The following is a 14481-nucleotide window of genomic DNA, read 5'->3' as shown; positions in this document are numbered from 1 at the left end:
GTGCCCGCCTTCCGGCCGGCACCCGGGTTCGCGCGCGTGCTCTGGGCCGAGGCGCCGTGTCCGTGGCCCTGCCGACCCCCGCCGTTGCGCTCTGCGGACACCGAGCTATACTGAACAATAGATCACCAGCCCGCACTATTGTTCGGAGTTCAGTGTGCAGAGCCGCACTCGCATCATCCTCGGCGTCGACGCCGGCACCACATCGGTGAAGACCGTCGCCTTCGACCTCGACGGTCGCATCGCGAGTGTCTCCCGCTCGAGCGTGCGCGTGCAGCGTGCTGAGGACGGGCGCGCCGAAGCCGACATGAACCACATCTGGGATGCCGCGGCCACCACGATCGCGGCGGTGGTCGATGACATCGGCGACGCGGAGATCGTGGCGATCGGCGTGACGGGTCAGGGTGACGGCGCCTGGCTGGTCGATGCCGACGGTCGGCCCGTCGGTCCCGCAGCCCTCTGGCTCGACGGGCGCGCTCACGAACGCCTCGATGAGTGGCTGGATGACGGACGCGCGGCGGCCGTGCACCAGGCCACCGGCTCTCCCCTCTTCTCCGGAGCGCTGCCGATCCTCGTCGACGAGCTGATGGCGGCGGATCCGACCCTGCGGGAGCGGGTCACGACGCAGCTGAACTGCAAGGACTGGCTGCGCTTCAAGCTCACCGGTCGCCGTGCGACCGATCCCAGCGAGGCCTCGCGCACCTACCTCGACACCGCGACGGGGGCGTACGCCGAAGAGCTGTTCCCCGCACTCGGACAGGAGCACGTGCGCGAATACCTGCCGGAGGTGCTCGATCCGCAGCAGATCGCCGGCCGGCTCGAGCTGAGAGTGGCAGCGGCGCTGGGGCTCCCCGAGGGGCTGCCCGTCGTCGTCGGAGTCGTCGACACCGCGGCTGCCGGCATCGGACTCGGCGTGCTCGACGACGGCCGCGGCTACGCCATCCTCGGCACGACGAGCCTCGTCGGCATCAACCACGCCTCGCGTGCCGACGTGCGCAGCGAATCGAGCATCGTGCTCGCCACCGGTCGAGGGAGCCAGGTTCTGGAGTCCATGGCCCCGATGACCGGCACCCCCAACCTCGACTGGGTGCGCGCCACGCTCGGCCTCGCGGACGAGGACTGGGTCGTCGTCGAGAAGCAGGCCGTCGCGGTCGCACCAGGCAGTGGCGGCGTGATCTACCTCCCCTACGGTGCCCCGAGCGGCGAACGCGCTCCGTTCTTCGCCCCCGACGCCTCGGCATCCTGGCTCGGGATGAGCGTCACCACGACCCCGGGCCAGCTGCTGCGGAGTGTCTACGAGGGCCTGGCCTTCAGCCTGCGCGAGTCCACCGACGCGCTGGGGCTGGAAGGCCCCCTGCTCGTCTGCGGAGGAGGCTCCGATTCCGACCTCCTGTGCACGATCCTGGCCGACGTCCTGGCTCGCGACATCGTGCGTCAAGACGAACCGGAGGTGGGCGCCCGCGGCGTCGCCACACTCGCGATGGCCGCGGTCGGCCTGGCTGACGACCTGCACGACGCGTCGCGCCGACTCACGCCGTCGACCACGACCTTCTCTCCGGACGCCGCCCGCACCGCGCTGTACGACGACGCGTATGCGCTCTTCCTCGCGACGCGCGATGCTCTGCGCCCGCACTGGGGTGGACTCCGCCGCCTCCGCGAGAGCGCCGAGCAGCATCCCGCTCCCGAGTCCTCGGCTCACTGACCACCACCTGAAAGAAGACACATGACTGAAACGTCCCGCCCGAAGGTGCTCATCACCGCTCCGTTCGACGCCGGCATCGCCGATTCCCTCGCCGACGCCTTCGACGTCACCCTGATCGACCCGACCATGGACGGCGGATCCCTCGCCGACCGTGGAGTCGACGACGCGCTCGCCGTTGCGGATGTCGTCATCGCCGAGCTCGACGTGGTCGACGAGAGCGCGCTCGCGAAGGCGCCCGAACTCAAGGCCGTCGTCTCCTGCCGTGCCAAGCCGGCGAACGTCGACCTCGACGCCTGCACGGCCCGCGGCATCCCCGTCTTCACGACCCCCGGCCGCAACGCCGAGGTCACGGCCGATCTGAGCTTCGCCCTGCTCCTGGCCACCGTGCGCAAGGTGAGCCAGTCGGAGCGCTGGCTGCGTGCCGGCAACTGGACCGAGGACGACGTGTTCGAGCCCTACGAGGTCTTCCGCTCGATCGGGCTCGGTGGGCGCACCCTCGGCATCCTGGGCGGCGGCGCGATCGGCCGTCGGATGGTCACCCGCGCCCGCGGATTCGGCATGACCGTCAAGGTGTACGACCCGTTCCTCGCCCCCGATGCGTTCGCCGACGAGGCCAGCGTCGTGCCCCTCGACGAGGTGCTCTCGACCTCCGACATCGTCACCGTGCACGTGCCGCTGATGCCCGAGACCGAGGGGCTTCTCGGTGAGCGCGAGCTCGCGCTCCTCCGCCCGGACGCCTATCTGATCAACGCCGGCCGCGCCGCGATCATCGACGAGCAGGCGCTGATGGCCGTCCTGCGCGACGGCCGGATCGCCGGCGCCGGCTTCGACGTCTACTACCAGGAGCCGCTCCCGCAGGATCACGAGCTCTTCACCTTCGACAACGTCACGCTGACGCCGCACATCGCGGGCGCCTCGGATGACGTCATCGTCGAGCACTCGCGCATCGCTGCGGCGGCGCTGCGGGGCTGGCTCGCCGGGCAGCGCGTTCCCGGAACCGCGAACGAGAAGGCTCTCGCCGCCGTCGGCTGAGCGTCTGAACGCGGGGAGCGGATCGTGCGTCGCGCGGTCCGCTCCTCAGCGCGTCAGTCGAGCAGCGCCGTGACGGTGTTCGAGTCGGTGACGAGCATGTTCACCATGCCGCTCGAGAGCGCGGTGCGCACGGCATCGAGCTTCGCCGCGCCCGCCGCGATCGCGAGGCGGTGCGGGATGGCGCGAAGCTGATCGAGGTCGAGCCCGACGACGCGCGAGTCGAGCTCGCCGCGGACCGGGGCGCCGTTCGCATCGAAGAAGCGCCCGCCGATGTCGCCGATCGCTCCGGCTTCGTGGAGCGCGGCTCGTTCACGCTCGCTCAGCGACCCGAAGAGCAGTCCGCGGCTGTCGTGCGTGCTGCCGATGCCCGCGATCAGGGTGCTGGCCTCGGCCGCCCGAGCGAGCACGTCGCGCACTCCAGGGTCGGCGTACGCGCTCTCCGCGGCCTGAGGTGTCGCGGCGACCAGGGGGGCGGGGAGGTGGAAGGCCGAGCCGTCGGTGCGGCGGGCCAGGGCGAGGGTCAGCTCGTGCGGGTTGGCGCCGTTCGCGAGACCGCTGCTCGATCCGGTGAGCGGCACGAAACGCGCCCCGAGCGAGCGGGCCGGGAAGGCGTCGACCACCGCGGCGACTGCCGTGGAGAGACCCATGGCGACCGTGGTGTCCTTGTCGATGACGCTCGCGAGCGCTTCGGCGCCGACCGTCGCCATCGCGCGGGACGCCTTCGCGGGGTCGTCCACGCTCGGGGCGATCCAGGCCTGGCGCAGTCCGTAGCGGCTGAGCAGCGCCTGCTCCTCGGCGGCGAACAGCGATTCCTCGACGTGCACGATGATCTCGACCATGCCGCTGTCGCGGGCCTCGGCGAGCAGTCTCGTGACGCGGACGCGGGACAGGCCGAGTGCGTCGGCGATCTCCTGGTGCGTGAGCCCCAGCTCGTAGTACATGCGCGCCACGCGACCCATCAGCATGCTGAACATCCTCCCACGCCGACTCCTCCGGTCCTGCTTGACAATTCCGCGACGCGTGCCCAAGATGTCCATGGGCATTCGTTCACGATGCTGAACAAATGTACACCACATCCCGAAATCTCTACGCGCTCAACGAGGAGACACCCATGGTCACCCCCGCATCACCTCCCGCCGAGGGCCGCTTCGCGCGCCTCCTCAGCTCTCAGGGCATCTCGCGGCCCATCGCCTGGGGCTTCGTCGCCCTGACGATCTTCATGATCGGCGACGGCATCGAGGCCGGCTTCCTCTCGCCGTACCTCGACGAGCGCGGCTTCGACGGCGGTCAGATCGCCCTCCTCTGGTCGGTCTACGGCATCGTCGTCGCGGTGGCCGCCTGGTTGAGCGGCGCCCTGGCCGAAGCCTGGGGCCCCAAGCGCGTCATGATGCTCGGCTTCGGCATCTGGGTCGTCTTCGAGGTGCTCTTCCTCGTGTTCGGCGTCATGGCCGGCAACTTCGAGATCATGCTCCTCGCCTTCGGGATCCGCGGGCTCGGCTACCCGATGTTCGCCTACGGGTTCCTGGTCTGGGTCACGATCGACACCGACGAGCAGGTGATGGGTCGCGCCGTCGGCTGGTACTGGTTCTTCTCCACGCTCGGACTCGGCGTGCTCAGCTCCTACTTCGCCGGGGCCGTCATCCCGATCATCGGCGAGCTCGCGACGCTGTGGATGGCGCTCGCCTTCGTGGTCGTCGGCGGAGTGATGGTGCTCGTGCTGCTGCGCAATCCCGTGACCAAGAAGGTCACCGTCGCCAGCAGCGTGAAGGGTGTCGTCAGCTCCCTCACCATCGTCGCGACCAACCCGAAGGTCGGCATCGGCGGCGTGATCCGCATCATCAACACGCTCTCCTTCTATGCGTTCGTCGTGTTCCTCACGACCTACATGGTCCGCGACGTGGGCTTCGACCTGGCGCAGTGGCAGATCATCTGGGGCACGATGCTCGCCGCGAACGTGGCCGCGAACCTCCTCTCCGGCTACCTCGCCGACTGGATCGGTCGCGTGAACGTGGTCGCCTGGGCCGGTGGCATCGGATGCTTCGTCACCGTGCTCGCCCTCTTCTACGTGCCCACCCTGATCGGACCCAACTTCTTGGTCACGATCGCGATCGCCATCGTCTACGGCCTGGCCCTCGGCATGTTCGTGCCGCTGTCAGCGATCGTCCCGCTGCTCGCCCCCAAGAACAAGGCTGCCGCGGTCGCCATCCTGAACCTCGGCGCCGGCCTCAGCCAGTTCATCGGGCCGGTCATCGCGGGCCTCGCCGCACCCATCGGCGTCGAGGGCACCGTCTGGATCATCGCCGTGCTCTACCTCGTCGGCTTCGGCCTGACGTTCCTGCTGAAGGCGCCCAAGGAGGCGGATGACGTCGTCTCGGCGAACCCCGCCCCGAGCGCCGTCACCGCCTGAATCCCCCACCCTGACAAGGAGTCACCCATGACCACGCGTGTGGAATCACTCATCGAAGAACTCTCGGCCGTCGGCGTCGACATCGTCGCCCGCGGGCTCGCCCTCGCCTCCGGAGGCAACATCTCGGCGCGCATCGATGAGGACACCTTCGTGGTCACCGGCTCCGGCACCTGGCTCGACAGGCTCACGCCCGAGGACTTCTCGGTCATGAGCCTGTCGGGTGAGGTGATCAGCGGCTCCCCGAGCCCTTCGAGCGAGTGGAAGCTGCACCAGCGCAGCTACGCCACACGGTCCGACGTCAACGCCGTGGTGCATGTGCACCCGCAGCACGCGGTGCTCCTGAACGCCCTGGGTCACGACGTGCGCCTGATCACCCTCGACCACGCCTACTACGTGCGCTCGGTCGGGACCACTCCGTACTACCCGAACGGATCGGACGAGCTCGCCGACTCCGCCGCCGAGCAGGCCGCGCACCACGACTGCATCATCATGGGCCACCACGGCTGCTCCGCCCTCGGCGACTCCGTGAGCATGGCCTTCCGCCGCGCGCTCAACCTCGAGGAGGCGGCCACCGCGACCTACCGCGCGCTGCTCCTCGGCGACACCGAGTCCGCCTTCCCCGCCGAGGCGCTCGCCGCCCTGCACCACGCCTGAACAGGAGCCGCGATGACGACCGTCCCCACGCACATCAGCATCGATCCCGACATCAGCGAGGCGACGAAGCGCTTCCTCGCCCAGCCTCCTCGCCTGCTCATCGACGGAGAGCTCGTCGAAGCCCACTCCGGACGCACCATCGACATCGTCGACCCGGGCACCGGTGCCGTCATCGCCCGGTCGGCGGCGGCGGATGCGGTGGACGCCGACCGCGCGGTGCAGGCTGCGCGTCGGGCCTTCGCACCGGATGCGCCCTGGCGGAAGATGAGCGCGCTCGATCGCGGACGGATCATCCTGCGTCTCGCCCGCATGCTCGAGGAGCGCGCCGACGAGTTCGTGGAGCTCGAGGTGCTCGACGGAGGCAAGCTCAAGGGTGCCGCCGCGAGCGTCGATCTGCCGCTTGCGATCAACCACTTCGAGTACTTCGGCGGCTGGCCGTCGAAGATCGAGGGCAACACGATCCCCGTGTCCGTGACGGATGCGATGGTGCGCACCGAGCGGGTCCCGGTCGGAGTCGTCGCGCAGATCGTGCCCTGGAACTACCCGCTGCTCATGGGTGTGTGGAAGATCGCTCCCGCGCTCGCCGCGGGCTGCACGATCGTCATGAAGCCCGCCGAGAACACCCCGCTGTCTCTGCTGCGCCTCGGGCAGCTCGCGCTCGAAGCGGGCATGCCGAAGGGCGTCCTCAACATCCTCACCGGATACGGTGCCGAGGCCGGCGAGGCGCTCGTCGACCACCCCGACGTCGACAAGGTGGCCTTCACCGGATCGACGGCTGTGGGTACGCGCATCGCCCAGCGTGCCGCTCCGATGGTGAAGAGAGTGACACTGGAGCTCGGCGGCAAGAGCCCGAACATCATCTTCGACGACAGCCCGGTCGAAGAGGCGGCGGCCGCTGCGGCCAGCGCGATCTTCTTCAACGCCGGTCAGGCCTGTGCGGCGGGCTCGCGGCTGTACGTGCAGAAGCGCTCGTACGACGACGTGGTCGGTCGGCTCGCCGACATCGCCTCGTCGATGACGGTCGGCCATGGCTTCGACCCGTCGGCGCAGATCGGGCCGGTCATCTCCACCCGCCAGCACGAGCGCGTGCTCGGCTACATCGACGGCGCTCAGGAGCAGGGGGCGACGGTCGCCGCGGGAGGATCCGCCTTCCCCGATGCTGCGATCCCCGGGGGCTACTACATCCGTCCCACCGTGCTGACCGATGTGAATGACACCTTCACCGCCGTGCGCGAGGAGATCTTCGGCCCCGTCGTGGTGGCGCAGCCCTTCGACGACATCGATGAGATCGCGCGCCGGGCGAACGACTCGCCCTACGGCCTCGCGGCGGGCATCTGGACGCGGGACATCGGCAAGGCGAATCGACTCGCAGCGCTCCTGCAGGCGGGAACCGTCTACATCAACATGTACGGTGCGACCGATGCGGCCGCCCCCTTCGGCGGATTCAAGATGTCGGGCTACGGCAGGGACATGGGCCACGCCAACCTGGAGTCGTACCTGGAGACGCGCACGGTCTGGACGAACCTGGCGCACTGACGTCGCCGATCATCCCCGCTGCGTGATCGGGCCGGAGTGGCGTGCCGAGTCCGGCTCGCCACTCCGGGGCTTCCCGACGAAGGGAAGTCCGAGTCCCCACGCGACGAGAGTCGCGGCGGCGAACACCGCGCCCAGGATCGAGGATCCGGCCCATCCCCACGCGCTGAAGGAGACCGTCGTGGTGGCCGCGCCGACGGCAGATCCCAGTGAGTAGAAGATCATGTACCCGCCGATGGTCGTGGAGACCCGATCCGGATGCAGCGTGGTGAGAGTGTGCTGGTTGCTGACGTGCACGGCCTGAACCGCGAAGTCGAGCACGACGATGCCGACGATCAGCAGCGTCAGTGACCACGTGAGCTGTGCGATCAGCACCCAGGAGGCGACCAGTGCGACCAGTGCCAGACCGGTCACGCGATTCGCCTTACCGCCGTCCGCCCAGTGGCCCGCGCGAACGGCGCCCAGAGCACCCGTCAGGCCGGCGAGGCCGAAGAGCCCGATCTGCGTCTCGGAGAGCTCCCAGGGCGCCTCCGACAGGGGCAGCGCCATCCCGCTCCAGAGCGTTCCGAACGAGGCGAAGAGGAAGAAGGCGATCGCGCCGCGGCTGAGGAAGACGGGTTCGGTGAGCAGGCGGCCGATGCCTCCGACGAGGTCTGCATATCGACGGGAGGGTGGACGCACGTCTGTGGGCAGCAGGCGTAGTGCTGCGACCCCCAGCACGATCGAGAGGGCCGCGAGGGCGACGTAGATGCTGCGCCACCCCCAGAGATCGGCCAGCACGCCGGCGATCAGCCGCGAGCCGAGGATGCCGACGACGACGCCCGAGGTCACGAAGCCCAGGTTCCGCCCGCGCTCGCCGGGATCCGACACCGCTGCGGCGTAGGCCACGGTCGTCTGCACGACGACGGCGAAGATCCCCGTGAGTGTGAGGCCGGCGAACGCGACGCCCGCGGCCGGGGCGACTGCGACCGCGAGCATCCCGACGGCCACGAGGCCGAGATGGAGGGCGATCAGCCTCCGCCTGTCGAAGCGGTCGCCGAGGGGAACGAGCAGGACGAGTCCCACGAGGTAGCCCAGCTGTCCCGCCGACACCAGCCAGCCGAGCGCATCGGTCGGCAGCTGAAGGTCTCGCCCCATCTGCGCGAGCACGGGCTGCGCGGCATAGACCGTCGCGACGGCGACGGCGCAGATGGCGGCCAGCAGTGTCTTCATCCGGAGATCCACATCAGTCCTTTGGTTTCAAATTGCTACCAAAGTGACCGTAGGGCATAATGGTTGCAGATTGCAACTCTTGGAGATCTCATGAGCGATGCCCCCGATCGTCCGCAGTGGACCGATCCGACCTGTCCCGTCGCGCGCACCGTCGACCTGGTCGGCGACCGCTGGAGCATGCTGATCATCCGCGATGCCATGGACGGCGCCCGCACGTTCACCGACTTCCAGCAGCGCACGGGGATCGCGCGCAACATCCTCGCCGACAGGCTCCGCCGCCTCGCCGCGTACGGGCTCGTCGAGCAGGTCGATGCTCCCCCGGCCAAGCGGAAGCACTATGAACTGACCGCTGCCGGAGAGGAGCTCTTCCCGGTGATCCTCGCCCTGCGGGGTTGGGGAGAGCGCCATGCCTTCGCTGCCGGGGAAGCTCATTCAACTCTCGTCGATGCGGCGGGTGAGCGGGTGGTCGCATCTGCGCCCCTCGGCGCCGACGGTGCGCCGCTGACCAGTGGGAACACCCGCGTCGTGAGGTGAGTGCGTCCTGCCTTCGCGACGAAGTCGGCCCGGTAGGACCCTGGGTCCGGGCTTTAGGGCGCTGCTCTGCGGTTTCTGACAGGGTGGAACGCAGGACCTGCCCCTGGACGATGAAGCGGTGAACGATGAGTGGACCTGATTCCCCGGTGATCGGGGTCGACGACGCACCGTCGCGGTGGTCGCCATGGTGGCTGGCATCCGGAGCGCTGTTCATCGCCTCGGCCCTGCTGGCCGCGTTCCGCAGTCTTCCGGGTTCACTTGACCTGGGTGCTCTCAGCGGGGTCTCGACCGCGGTGACACTGACCTTCAGTCTCGCGCTCGTCGCCGCCGGCGTCGGAGCTGCGCGCCACGACGACACCCTCCGCCTGCCGAGGGCAGCGATCATCTCGCTCTTCCTCCTCGCCGTCTGGCTCCCCGTGGCTCCGCCAGCGCTGACCGCTTCATTCGGAATCGCCTCGGCGGCACCGCTCTACCTGAACGCTCTCGTCGAGCTGGGGCTGAGCGGTGCGATCGTCGCCGGAGTCCTCCGCAGTCCGCTGCCGAAACCCTGGAGGTTCATTCCGGCGATTGCGCTCGCCGCCGTGGTCTTCGGGTCGCTGCTCCAGGGCGCCTTCCTGTCCGGCAGTGTGACCGACCAAGGCGCGATGATCCTCGTCTCGAACGTGCTGACCTTGGCGCGCATCCTCGCCACCGGAGCGCTGGGCGCGGTGGCGCTCCGGGCCGCCAAGTCGCGGGCCGGGTCAGTGGTCGTGTTCGGGGGATCGGTCGCGTCCTGAACCCGGCCGGCGGCCCGTTCGTCAGGCGACAGTGAGGTACCCGCTCGAGGAGTCGTCCTCGACGAGGGTGTACGACAGCACGCCGTCTCCGTGCGCTCGCGTCCGGCGCCACACTCGCTCGTGACCGCCGGTGGCGTAGTCGAGGACGATCCATTGGGGCGCCTCGGGATCACGTCGACCGACGATGTAGGAGACGCTGCCGAGCCCGGTCGAGCAGAGGTGCGCGACGAACTGATCGGCAGCCGGGCTCTTCGGCGGCGTGCGGCACAGGTCCGTCGGGCGGATGCGCAGGGTCAGGTCCGCCTGCGCCGGCCGGGCCTTCACGCGGCACCCCCGGCACGGGCGCCCAGCTCGGCGAGATCGCGGAGGCCGTGCGCGTCGACATAGGCGCGGATCGTGTCCTGGACGATGCGGATCTGCGACTCGTTTCCCATGGCGGCCTGCATCGCGCCCATCGTGGGCGTCGGCTTGCCGTTCACGCGTTCGAGCGCCTCCCACACGATGTCTTCGCGTGAGCCGCGGCCCATCGAGTGCGGCATTGAACTGAACACCGGGTTCGGCTTCCAGCCGGTTCGGGTCTCCTCCATCAGTGGTTCCTCTCGTCTCACCGGACGCCGTCGAATGCGGGTGCACTCGGTCTCGTGCGCGGGCACGCCGAATAGCCCTGGGGCGAGGTGCCCCGGTGGACGGCGCGCGGTCCTGCGGCCAGGGGCCTTCCCGAAGACTGTCGGATGTCGACGCGGGAAGGACGATCTGGCCGTCCGGTTCCCTCCGACCGTATCACGTTATTTTGAGTCATTCAAAATAACGGAGACGATGAAATGCGAAAGGGCCCGATCCGCTGCGGATCGGGCCCGGTCATCCCCTGCGCGTCAGCGGCGAGGGGCGTCGTTCCACGACCAGATGTCATCGCCGCGGAGCACCGCGTCGGCGCCCCCGTCGCAATAGATGGTCTGGCCGGCCATGTGGGTGTTGGCCGGGCTCGTCAGCCACACCAGCAGTTCGGCGATGGACGACGCTGGCTGGTGGTAGTTGAGCGGCATCGGCACCGCGGCGTCGACCTGCGCCAGACCCTCCGGGTTCCCGAGCAGCCCTGCCGTCATCGGCGTGGTGACGGTGCCGGGGGCGACGGCGTTCAGCGGAATCCCGGCGCCGGCCCATGCCGGTGTCACGGATTCGCGGCGGACCCAGCGTGACAGGGCCCGCTTGCTCGACGAGTAGTTCAGGAATCCGGCCTCCGGGGTGGTCGCGAGCTGGTCGCCGATCGATAGCGCCAGCGCCTCGTCGCCGCTCAGCGCGGCGTCGACGAGTTCGGCCGATACCGGCTGCAGCGAGGCCATCGACGAGACCACGGCGGCGCGCGGCTGGTCCGCCAGGCTCAACGTCGGCTGAAGCGCTTCCAGGAACTCGGTCACGCCGAAGTAGTTGATGGCCATCGTCTTCGAGATCGGCGCGGCGATGCCGGCACACGCGATCACCGCGTCGATCATGCCGCCGGCAGTCGTGATGGCCGCTTCCGCCGCCGCCCGGCGGCCGTCGGGGGTCGACAGGTCGCCGGAGACCTCGACGCCGGCGAGGTCGACGCCGATGACGGTGTGGCCCTGCGCGCGGAGCAGCTGAGCAGTGGCGGCGCCGATGCCGGATGCGGCGCCCGTGATGACGTAGGTGCGTGTCATGTTTCCTCCTGAGTTGATGGGACGGTGTCGGGTGGAACGGGGGAGACCGTCGCTCGGGACGCTCCCGGCAGCGCGACGACGAAACGACTGAGGCTGGTCTGGAAGTCCGCGATCTCGTGCGGAGTCCAGCCCGCGAGGGCCTCTCCCACCATCTGCTGCCCAGCGGCCACGAGTCGCGCATATGATTCGATGCCGTCATCCGTCAGCCGGACCACGACCGTGCGCCCGGAGCGGATTCGATCGAAAAGCCCCTGGGCGGACATGCGGGAGACGAGCTTCGAAGCGGTCGGGCGTGACAGAGACGCTCGTTCGGCGAGCTCGCTGAATCCGAGGGAGCCCCCGCCCGCACCGACCGTGTACAGCGCGCGGACCTCGGTGGCATCCAGAGGGGCGTCGAGCTCCGCGGCGACCGAAGCCTGCAGGTCGTTGCGGCTCCATTCGGCCACCACCCGCACGAGCGAGTCACGGATGCTCTCGATCTCTCTGTCGATCGCCACAGTTCGACAATATCAGCTCAGTTGCGTGAGGCAACTGTTGATGCCGCGCATCCGGGAGTGGCGGGCGACCTTCCCTGGTGCTCCCGAATGACGGTGTGATCAGCGTGACGATCACCACGCCCGCGAGCGAGGGAGCCGAACCGCCGACCTCTCAGGTCGCCGCGATCACGAACGTGTACCCGGTGCTGCCTCCGGGTCCGACTCCGGATGGCGGCGGCGGTGACGGCGGCGCGATGCCGGCGACCGGGCTGGACGGGTCCTCCGCGTCGTTGTACGCCGCGCTCGGAGCACTCCTCCTCTTGGCGGGAGCTGTCCTGATCCGCCGGCGACGGGACGATCTGGTCGGTCGGGGGGTCAGTCCTCAGGAATGACGATCATGCTGAGGCCGACCCGGCGCCGCCCCTCGCCCTGCTCTGTCGTGTAGGGAGCGATCAGCGTGGCCAGTCCGGCTTGCAGTTGCTCCAGCGCGGCCTCGTCCACATAGAGCGGGACGGAGCCGAAGCCGAGGAAGCCACGCGCGCCCGGAGCCTCCTGGTCGGCGAAGCGGTCGAATCGGCCGGCGAGATCGCCGAGAAACGTGAGGAATGCGGAACGGAGCTGCAGGTCGCTCATCGCCTGCAGCTCGGCCTCCGGCACGTGCGCCATACGGTCGCCGAGGGTGAGCGTGCGCTCGGTCGTGCCCCGCACTTTCCGCTCTTTCGCCACGGCGAGGACGCCGGCGTCGATGAGGGCGGCGACATGCCGGTAGAGCGTGGGCTGCGACACGTCGGGGATCGCGTCGCGGAGCTCGGCGGTCGTCAGGTCGCGTCCGCCGAGCTGCTGGACGATGCGGATGCGTACGGGGTGCAGGATGACGTCGGCGATCGAAGTCTCTGGGGTCACGGGACGCCTCCATTATTATCACTGTGATAATGTTCTCGTTCTGTAGTCAGTTTACGGGGAGGGATCAGATATGGCAGCCATCGAGGTCACGGGTGTGACCAAGCGCTACGGCACGGTCGAGGCGGTGTGCGACGCCGACTTCGCCGCCGAGAAAGGTCGCATCACGGGTCTTCTCGGTGCGAACGGCGCGGGCAAGTCGACGACACTGCGGGTGCTGCTCGGACTGGCCCGCCCCGATGCCGGGTCCGCGCTCATCGACGGCGTCCCCTACCGAGCGCTGCACGCGCCCGCGCGCACGGTGGGTGCGCTGATCGACATCGCCGGCGCGAACCCGAGGATGACCGCCCGCGCGCACCTGCGCACGTACGCCGCTCTCAGTCGGCTGCCGAAGACGCGTGTCGAGCAGGCTCTCGCCGAAGTCGGCGCTCTCGAGTACGCCGACCGACGCATCGGGACGTTCTCGACCGGGATGCGCCAGCGCCTCGGGCTGGCGACCGCCCTCCTCGGAGAGCCCGAGATCCTCGTGCTCGATGAGCCGCTCAATGGACTCGACCCCGCGGGGATCGCCTGGCTCCGCTCCTTCCTCCGCGACTTCGCCGACGCCGGGGGGACGGTTCTGCTGTCCTCGCACGTGCTGAACGAGCTCGAGCACACGGTCGACGACGTCGTGGTGCTCGACCGGGGCCGCGTCCGCTGGTCCGGGACGCTCGTCGAGACGATCTCCGGACGCGAGTCGCTCGAGGCGGCCTTCCTGCAGATCACCCAGGAGGTGGCGGCGTGAGCGTGCTGCGCGGAGAGCTGATCCGCGTCACCTCGACCCGGTTGCTGCTGTGGACAGCGGTCACGGCCGTCGTGGTCGCCGCCTTCCTCTCCGGGGTGCTCGCGATCGTCGGGCCGGAGAACGCCAACCCGCCCATGCCGGGCATCGACACCGCCGAGGGTGCGGGCCTGATCCTCGGCCTCTCCACCGTCACCCTGTTCATCCCGGCGCTGATCGGCACGGTGGCCGTGACCGGCGAGTATCGGCATCGCACCATCGGGACGACCTTCTTGGCCGTTCCGCGCCGCGGGCGGGTGCTGGGCGCGAAGCTCGTGGTGTTCGCGCTGGTCGGCCTCGTCTACGGGGTGCTGTCCTCGCTCACGACGGGGCTCGTCCTCGTGTCGGCCGCGGCTGTGCGCGGTGTCCCTCTCGCGATCGGCGTCGATGACCTGCTCCTGTCTCTCGGCAAGCTGGCGGTCGCCTCGGCGGTGTACGTGCTGCTGGGGGTGGCGATCGGTGCGCTCGCACGCAACCAGATCGTCGCCATCGGCATCGTGCTCGGGTACTTCTACTTCCTCGAGAACGTGATCATGATCGTCCCCGGAGTCAACGCCCTCTACTCGTACCTGCCCGGCGGCGCGACGGCGTCGCTCACGCGCTTCACGTTCCTGACCGATGCGATCTCCGAACAGACGCCGCTCGCCGCCGCCCCGCTGGTGTCGCCGATGCTCGGCGCGCTCATCCTGCTCGGATACACGGCCGTGGGCGCTCTGGTCGCCCTGGCGGTGCCGCTGCGGCGGGACATCGCCTGAGTATGCC

General features: G+C 69.3%; 17 protein-coding genes. 10 read left to right on the top strand and 7 right to left on the bottom strand.

Annotated features, from left to right (window positions below; all coding sequences use genetic code 11):
* The first annotated feature begins 154 nt into the window (after positions 1–154).
* Together ACIOTO_RS07195 and ACIOTO_RS07190 are read left to right on the top strand one after the other, a co-directional pair.
* The gene (locus ACIOTO_RS07195; protein WP_400857226.1) at positions 155–1699 is read left to right on the top strand and encodes an FGGY family carbohydrate kinase; all 1545 of its coding nucleotides are present in this window, start codon (positions 155–157) and stop codon (positions 1697–1699) included.
* Positions 1700–1720: 21 nt separating this feature from the next.
* The gene (locus ACIOTO_RS07190; protein ID WP_400857225.1) at positions 1721–2731 is read left to right on the top strand and encodes an NAD(P)-dependent oxidoreductase; all 1011 of its coding nucleotides are present in this window, start codon (positions 1721–1723) and stop codon (positions 2729–2731) included.
* 53 nt (positions 2732–2784) lie between these two features.
* Here ACIOTO_RS07190 and ACIOTO_RS07185 read toward each other — a convergent pair whose 3' ends face one another.
* Entirely contained in the window at positions 2785–3696 is a 912-nt protein-coding gene (locus ACIOTO_RS07185) for a sugar-binding transcriptional regulator (protein WP_168380822.1), read from the bottom strand.
* A gap of 98 nt (positions 3697–3794) precedes the next feature.
* Here ACIOTO_RS07185 and ACIOTO_RS07180 point away from each other — a divergent pair, with 98 nt between their 5' ends.
* From ACIOTO_RS07180 to ACIOTO_RS07170, 3 genes are read left to right on the top strand one after another with little or no spacing between them, the layout of a single operon-like run.
* The gene (locus tag ACIOTO_RS07180) at positions 3795–5138 is read left to right on the top strand and encodes an MFS transporter (RefSeq protein ID WP_400857224.1); all 1344 of its coding nucleotides are present in this window, start codon (positions 3795–3797) and stop codon (positions 5136–5138) included.
* Between the two features lie 27 nt (positions 5139–5165).
* A complete protein-coding gene (locus ACIOTO_RS07175; protein ID WP_400857222.1) occupies positions 5166–5792 on the top strand; it encodes a class II aldolase/adducin family protein in 627 nt (208 codons plus the stop codon).
* Between the two features lie 12 nt (positions 5793–5804).
* Positions 5805–7328 (top strand): aldehyde dehydrogenase family protein, encoded by a 1524-nt coding sequence (locus ACIOTO_RS07170; RefSeq protein ID WP_400857221.1) that lies wholly within the window; start codon positions 5805–5807, stop codon positions 7326–7328.
* 9 nt (positions 7329–7337) lie between these two features.
* On the opposite strand, the gene ACIOTO_RS07165 is transcribed toward ACIOTO_RS07170, so the two are convergent.
* Positions 7338–8537 carry an MFS transporter gene (locus ACIOTO_RS07165; protein ID WP_400857220.1) on the bottom strand — a complete coding sequence of 400 codons (1200 nt, stop codon included), beginning with the start codon at positions 8535–8537 and terminating at the stop codon, positions 7338–7340.
* Positions 8538–8627: 90 nt separating this feature from the next.
* Here ACIOTO_RS07165 and ACIOTO_RS07160 point away from each other — a divergent pair, with 90 nt between their 5' ends.
* Together ACIOTO_RS07160 and ACIOTO_RS07155 are read left to right on the top strand one after the other, a co-directional pair.
* Positions 8628–9071 carry a helix-turn-helix domain-containing protein gene (locus tag ACIOTO_RS07160; RefSeq protein WP_105711457.1) on the top strand — a complete coding sequence of 148 codons (444 nt, stop codon included), beginning with the start codon at positions 8628–8630 and terminating at the stop codon, positions 9069–9071.
* A 125-nt stretch (positions 9072–9196) separates the two neighbouring features.
* A complete protein-coding gene (locus ACIOTO_RS07155; RefSeq protein WP_400857219.1) occupies positions 9197–9847 on the top strand; it encodes a hypothetical protein in 651 nt (216 codons plus the stop codon).
* Positions 9848–9868: 21 nt separating this feature from the next.
* Here ACIOTO_RS07155 and ACIOTO_RS07150 read toward each other — a convergent pair whose 3' ends face one another.
* The 4 genes from ACIOTO_RS07150 to ACIOTO_RS07135 form a co-directional block, all read right to left on the bottom strand.
* Positions 9869–10171, bottom strand: coding sequence for a hypothetical protein (locus tag ACIOTO_RS07150; protein WP_105711454.1), 303 nt, complete (start codon positions 10169–10171; stop codon positions 9869–9871).
* Positions 10168–10434: a hypothetical protein gene (locus ACIOTO_RS07145; protein ID WP_400857218.1), complete on the bottom strand. Its 267-nt coding sequence runs from the start codon at positions 10432–10434 to the stop codon at positions 10168–10170. Before ACIOTO_RS07145 ends, ACIOTO_RS07150 begins: the two co-directional genes overlap by 4 nt.
* Before the next feature lie 285 nt (positions 10435–10719).
* Positions 10720–11523, bottom strand: coding sequence for an SDR family oxidoreductase (locus tag ACIOTO_RS07140; RefSeq protein WP_400857217.1), 804 nt, complete (start codon positions 11521–11523; stop codon positions 10720–10722).
* Complete coding sequence (locus ACIOTO_RS07135; RefSeq protein ID WP_372467797.1) at positions 11520–12020, bottom strand: MarR family winged helix-turn-helix transcriptional regulator; 501 nt, start codon at positions 12018–12020, stop codon at positions 11520–11522. The genes ACIOTO_RS07140 and ACIOTO_RS07135 overlap by 4 nt, the downstream gene beginning before the upstream one ends.
* A gap of 104 nt (positions 12021–12124) precedes the next feature.
* Here ACIOTO_RS07135 and ACIOTO_RS07130 point away from each other — a divergent pair, with 104 nt between their 5' ends.
* Positions 12125–12391 (top strand): LPXTG cell wall anchor domain-containing protein, encoded by a 267-nt coding sequence (locus tag ACIOTO_RS07130; RefSeq protein WP_400857216.1) that lies wholly within the window; start codon positions 12125–12127, stop codon positions 12389–12391.
* Here ACIOTO_RS07130 and ACIOTO_RS07125 read toward each other — a convergent pair.
* Positions 12375–12902 (bottom strand): helix-turn-helix domain-containing protein, encoded by a 528-nt coding sequence (locus tag ACIOTO_RS07125; protein ID WP_029264152.1) that lies wholly within the window; start codon positions 12900–12902, stop codon positions 12375–12377. The two genes, ACIOTO_RS07130 and ACIOTO_RS07125, sit on opposite strands and share 17 nt — an antisense overlap.
* A gap of 70 nt (positions 12903–12972) precedes the next feature.
* Between ACIOTO_RS07125 and ACIOTO_RS07120 the strand changes: the two genes are divergently transcribed.
* Both ACIOTO_RS07120 and ACIOTO_RS07115 read left to right on the top strand, forming a co-directional pair.
* The gene (locus ACIOTO_RS07120; protein ID WP_400857215.1) at positions 12973–13683 is read left to right on the top strand and encodes an ABC transporter ATP-binding protein; all 711 of its coding nucleotides are present in this window, start codon (positions 12973–12975) and stop codon (positions 13681–13683) included.
* Complete coding sequence (locus ACIOTO_RS07115; protein ID WP_029264150.1) at positions 13680–14474, top strand: ABC transporter permease; 795 nt, start codon at positions 13680–13682, stop codon at positions 14472–14474. The genes ACIOTO_RS07120 and ACIOTO_RS07115 overlap by 4 nt, the downstream gene beginning before the upstream one ends.
* Positions 14475–14481 lie beyond the last annotated feature (7 nt).

Source organism: Microbacterium sp. NPDC087592 (genome assembly GCF_044743585.1).
In the GTDB taxonomy this organism is placed as follows: Bacteria; Actinomycetota; Actinomycetes; order Actinomycetales; family Microbacteriaceae; genus Microbacterium.
The sequence above is the reverse complement of the archived record's forward strand: the minus strand, read 5'-3'. Positions and strand labels throughout refer to the sequence as shown.

Excerpts from the sequence above, each read along its gene's own strand:
- ACIOTO_RS07190 (WP_400857225.1), top strand. The coding sequence starts at position 1,721 with ATGACTGAAACGTCCCGCCCGAAGGTGCTCATCACCGCTCCGTTCGAC.
- ACIOTO_RS07185 (WP_168380822.1), bottom strand. The coding sequence starts at position 3,696 with ATGCTGATGGGTCGCGTGGCGCGCATGTACTACGAGCTGGGGCTCACG.
- ACIOTO_RS07180 (WP_400857224.1), top strand. The coding sequence starts at position 3,795 with ATGTACACCACATCCCGAAATCTCTACGCGCTCAACGAGGAGACACCC.
- ACIOTO_RS07175 (WP_400857222.1), top strand. The coding sequence starts at position 5,166 with ATGACCACGCGTGTGGAATCACTCATCGAAGAACTCTCGGCCGTCGGC.
- ACIOTO_RS07170 (WP_400857221.1), top strand. The coding sequence starts at position 5,805 with ATGACGACCGTCCCCACGCACATCAGCATCGATCCCGACATCAGCGAG.
- ACIOTO_RS07165 (WP_400857220.1), bottom strand. The coding sequence starts at position 8,537 with ATGAAGACACTGCTGGCCGCCATCTGCGCCGTCGCCGTCGCGACGGTC.
- ACIOTO_RS07160 (WP_105711457.1), top strand. The coding sequence starts at position 8,628 with ATGAGCGATGCCCCCGATCGTCCGCAGTGGACCGATCCGACCTGTCCC.
- ACIOTO_RS07155 (WP_400857219.1), top strand. The coding sequence starts at position 9,197 with ATGAGTGGACCTGATTCCCCGGTGATCGGGGTCGACGACGCACCGTCG.
- ACIOTO_RS07145 (WP_400857218.1), bottom strand. The coding sequence starts at position 10,434 with ATGGAGGAGACCCGAACCGGCTGGAAGCCGAACCCGGTGTTCAGTTCA.
- ACIOTO_RS07140 (WP_400857217.1), bottom strand. The coding sequence starts at position 11,523 with ATGACACGCACCTACGTCATCACGGGCGCCGCATCCGGCATCGGCGCC.
- ACIOTO_RS07120 (WP_400857215.1), top strand. The coding sequence starts at position 12,973 with ATGGCAGCCATCGAGGTCACGGGTGTGACCAAGCGCTACGGCACGGTC.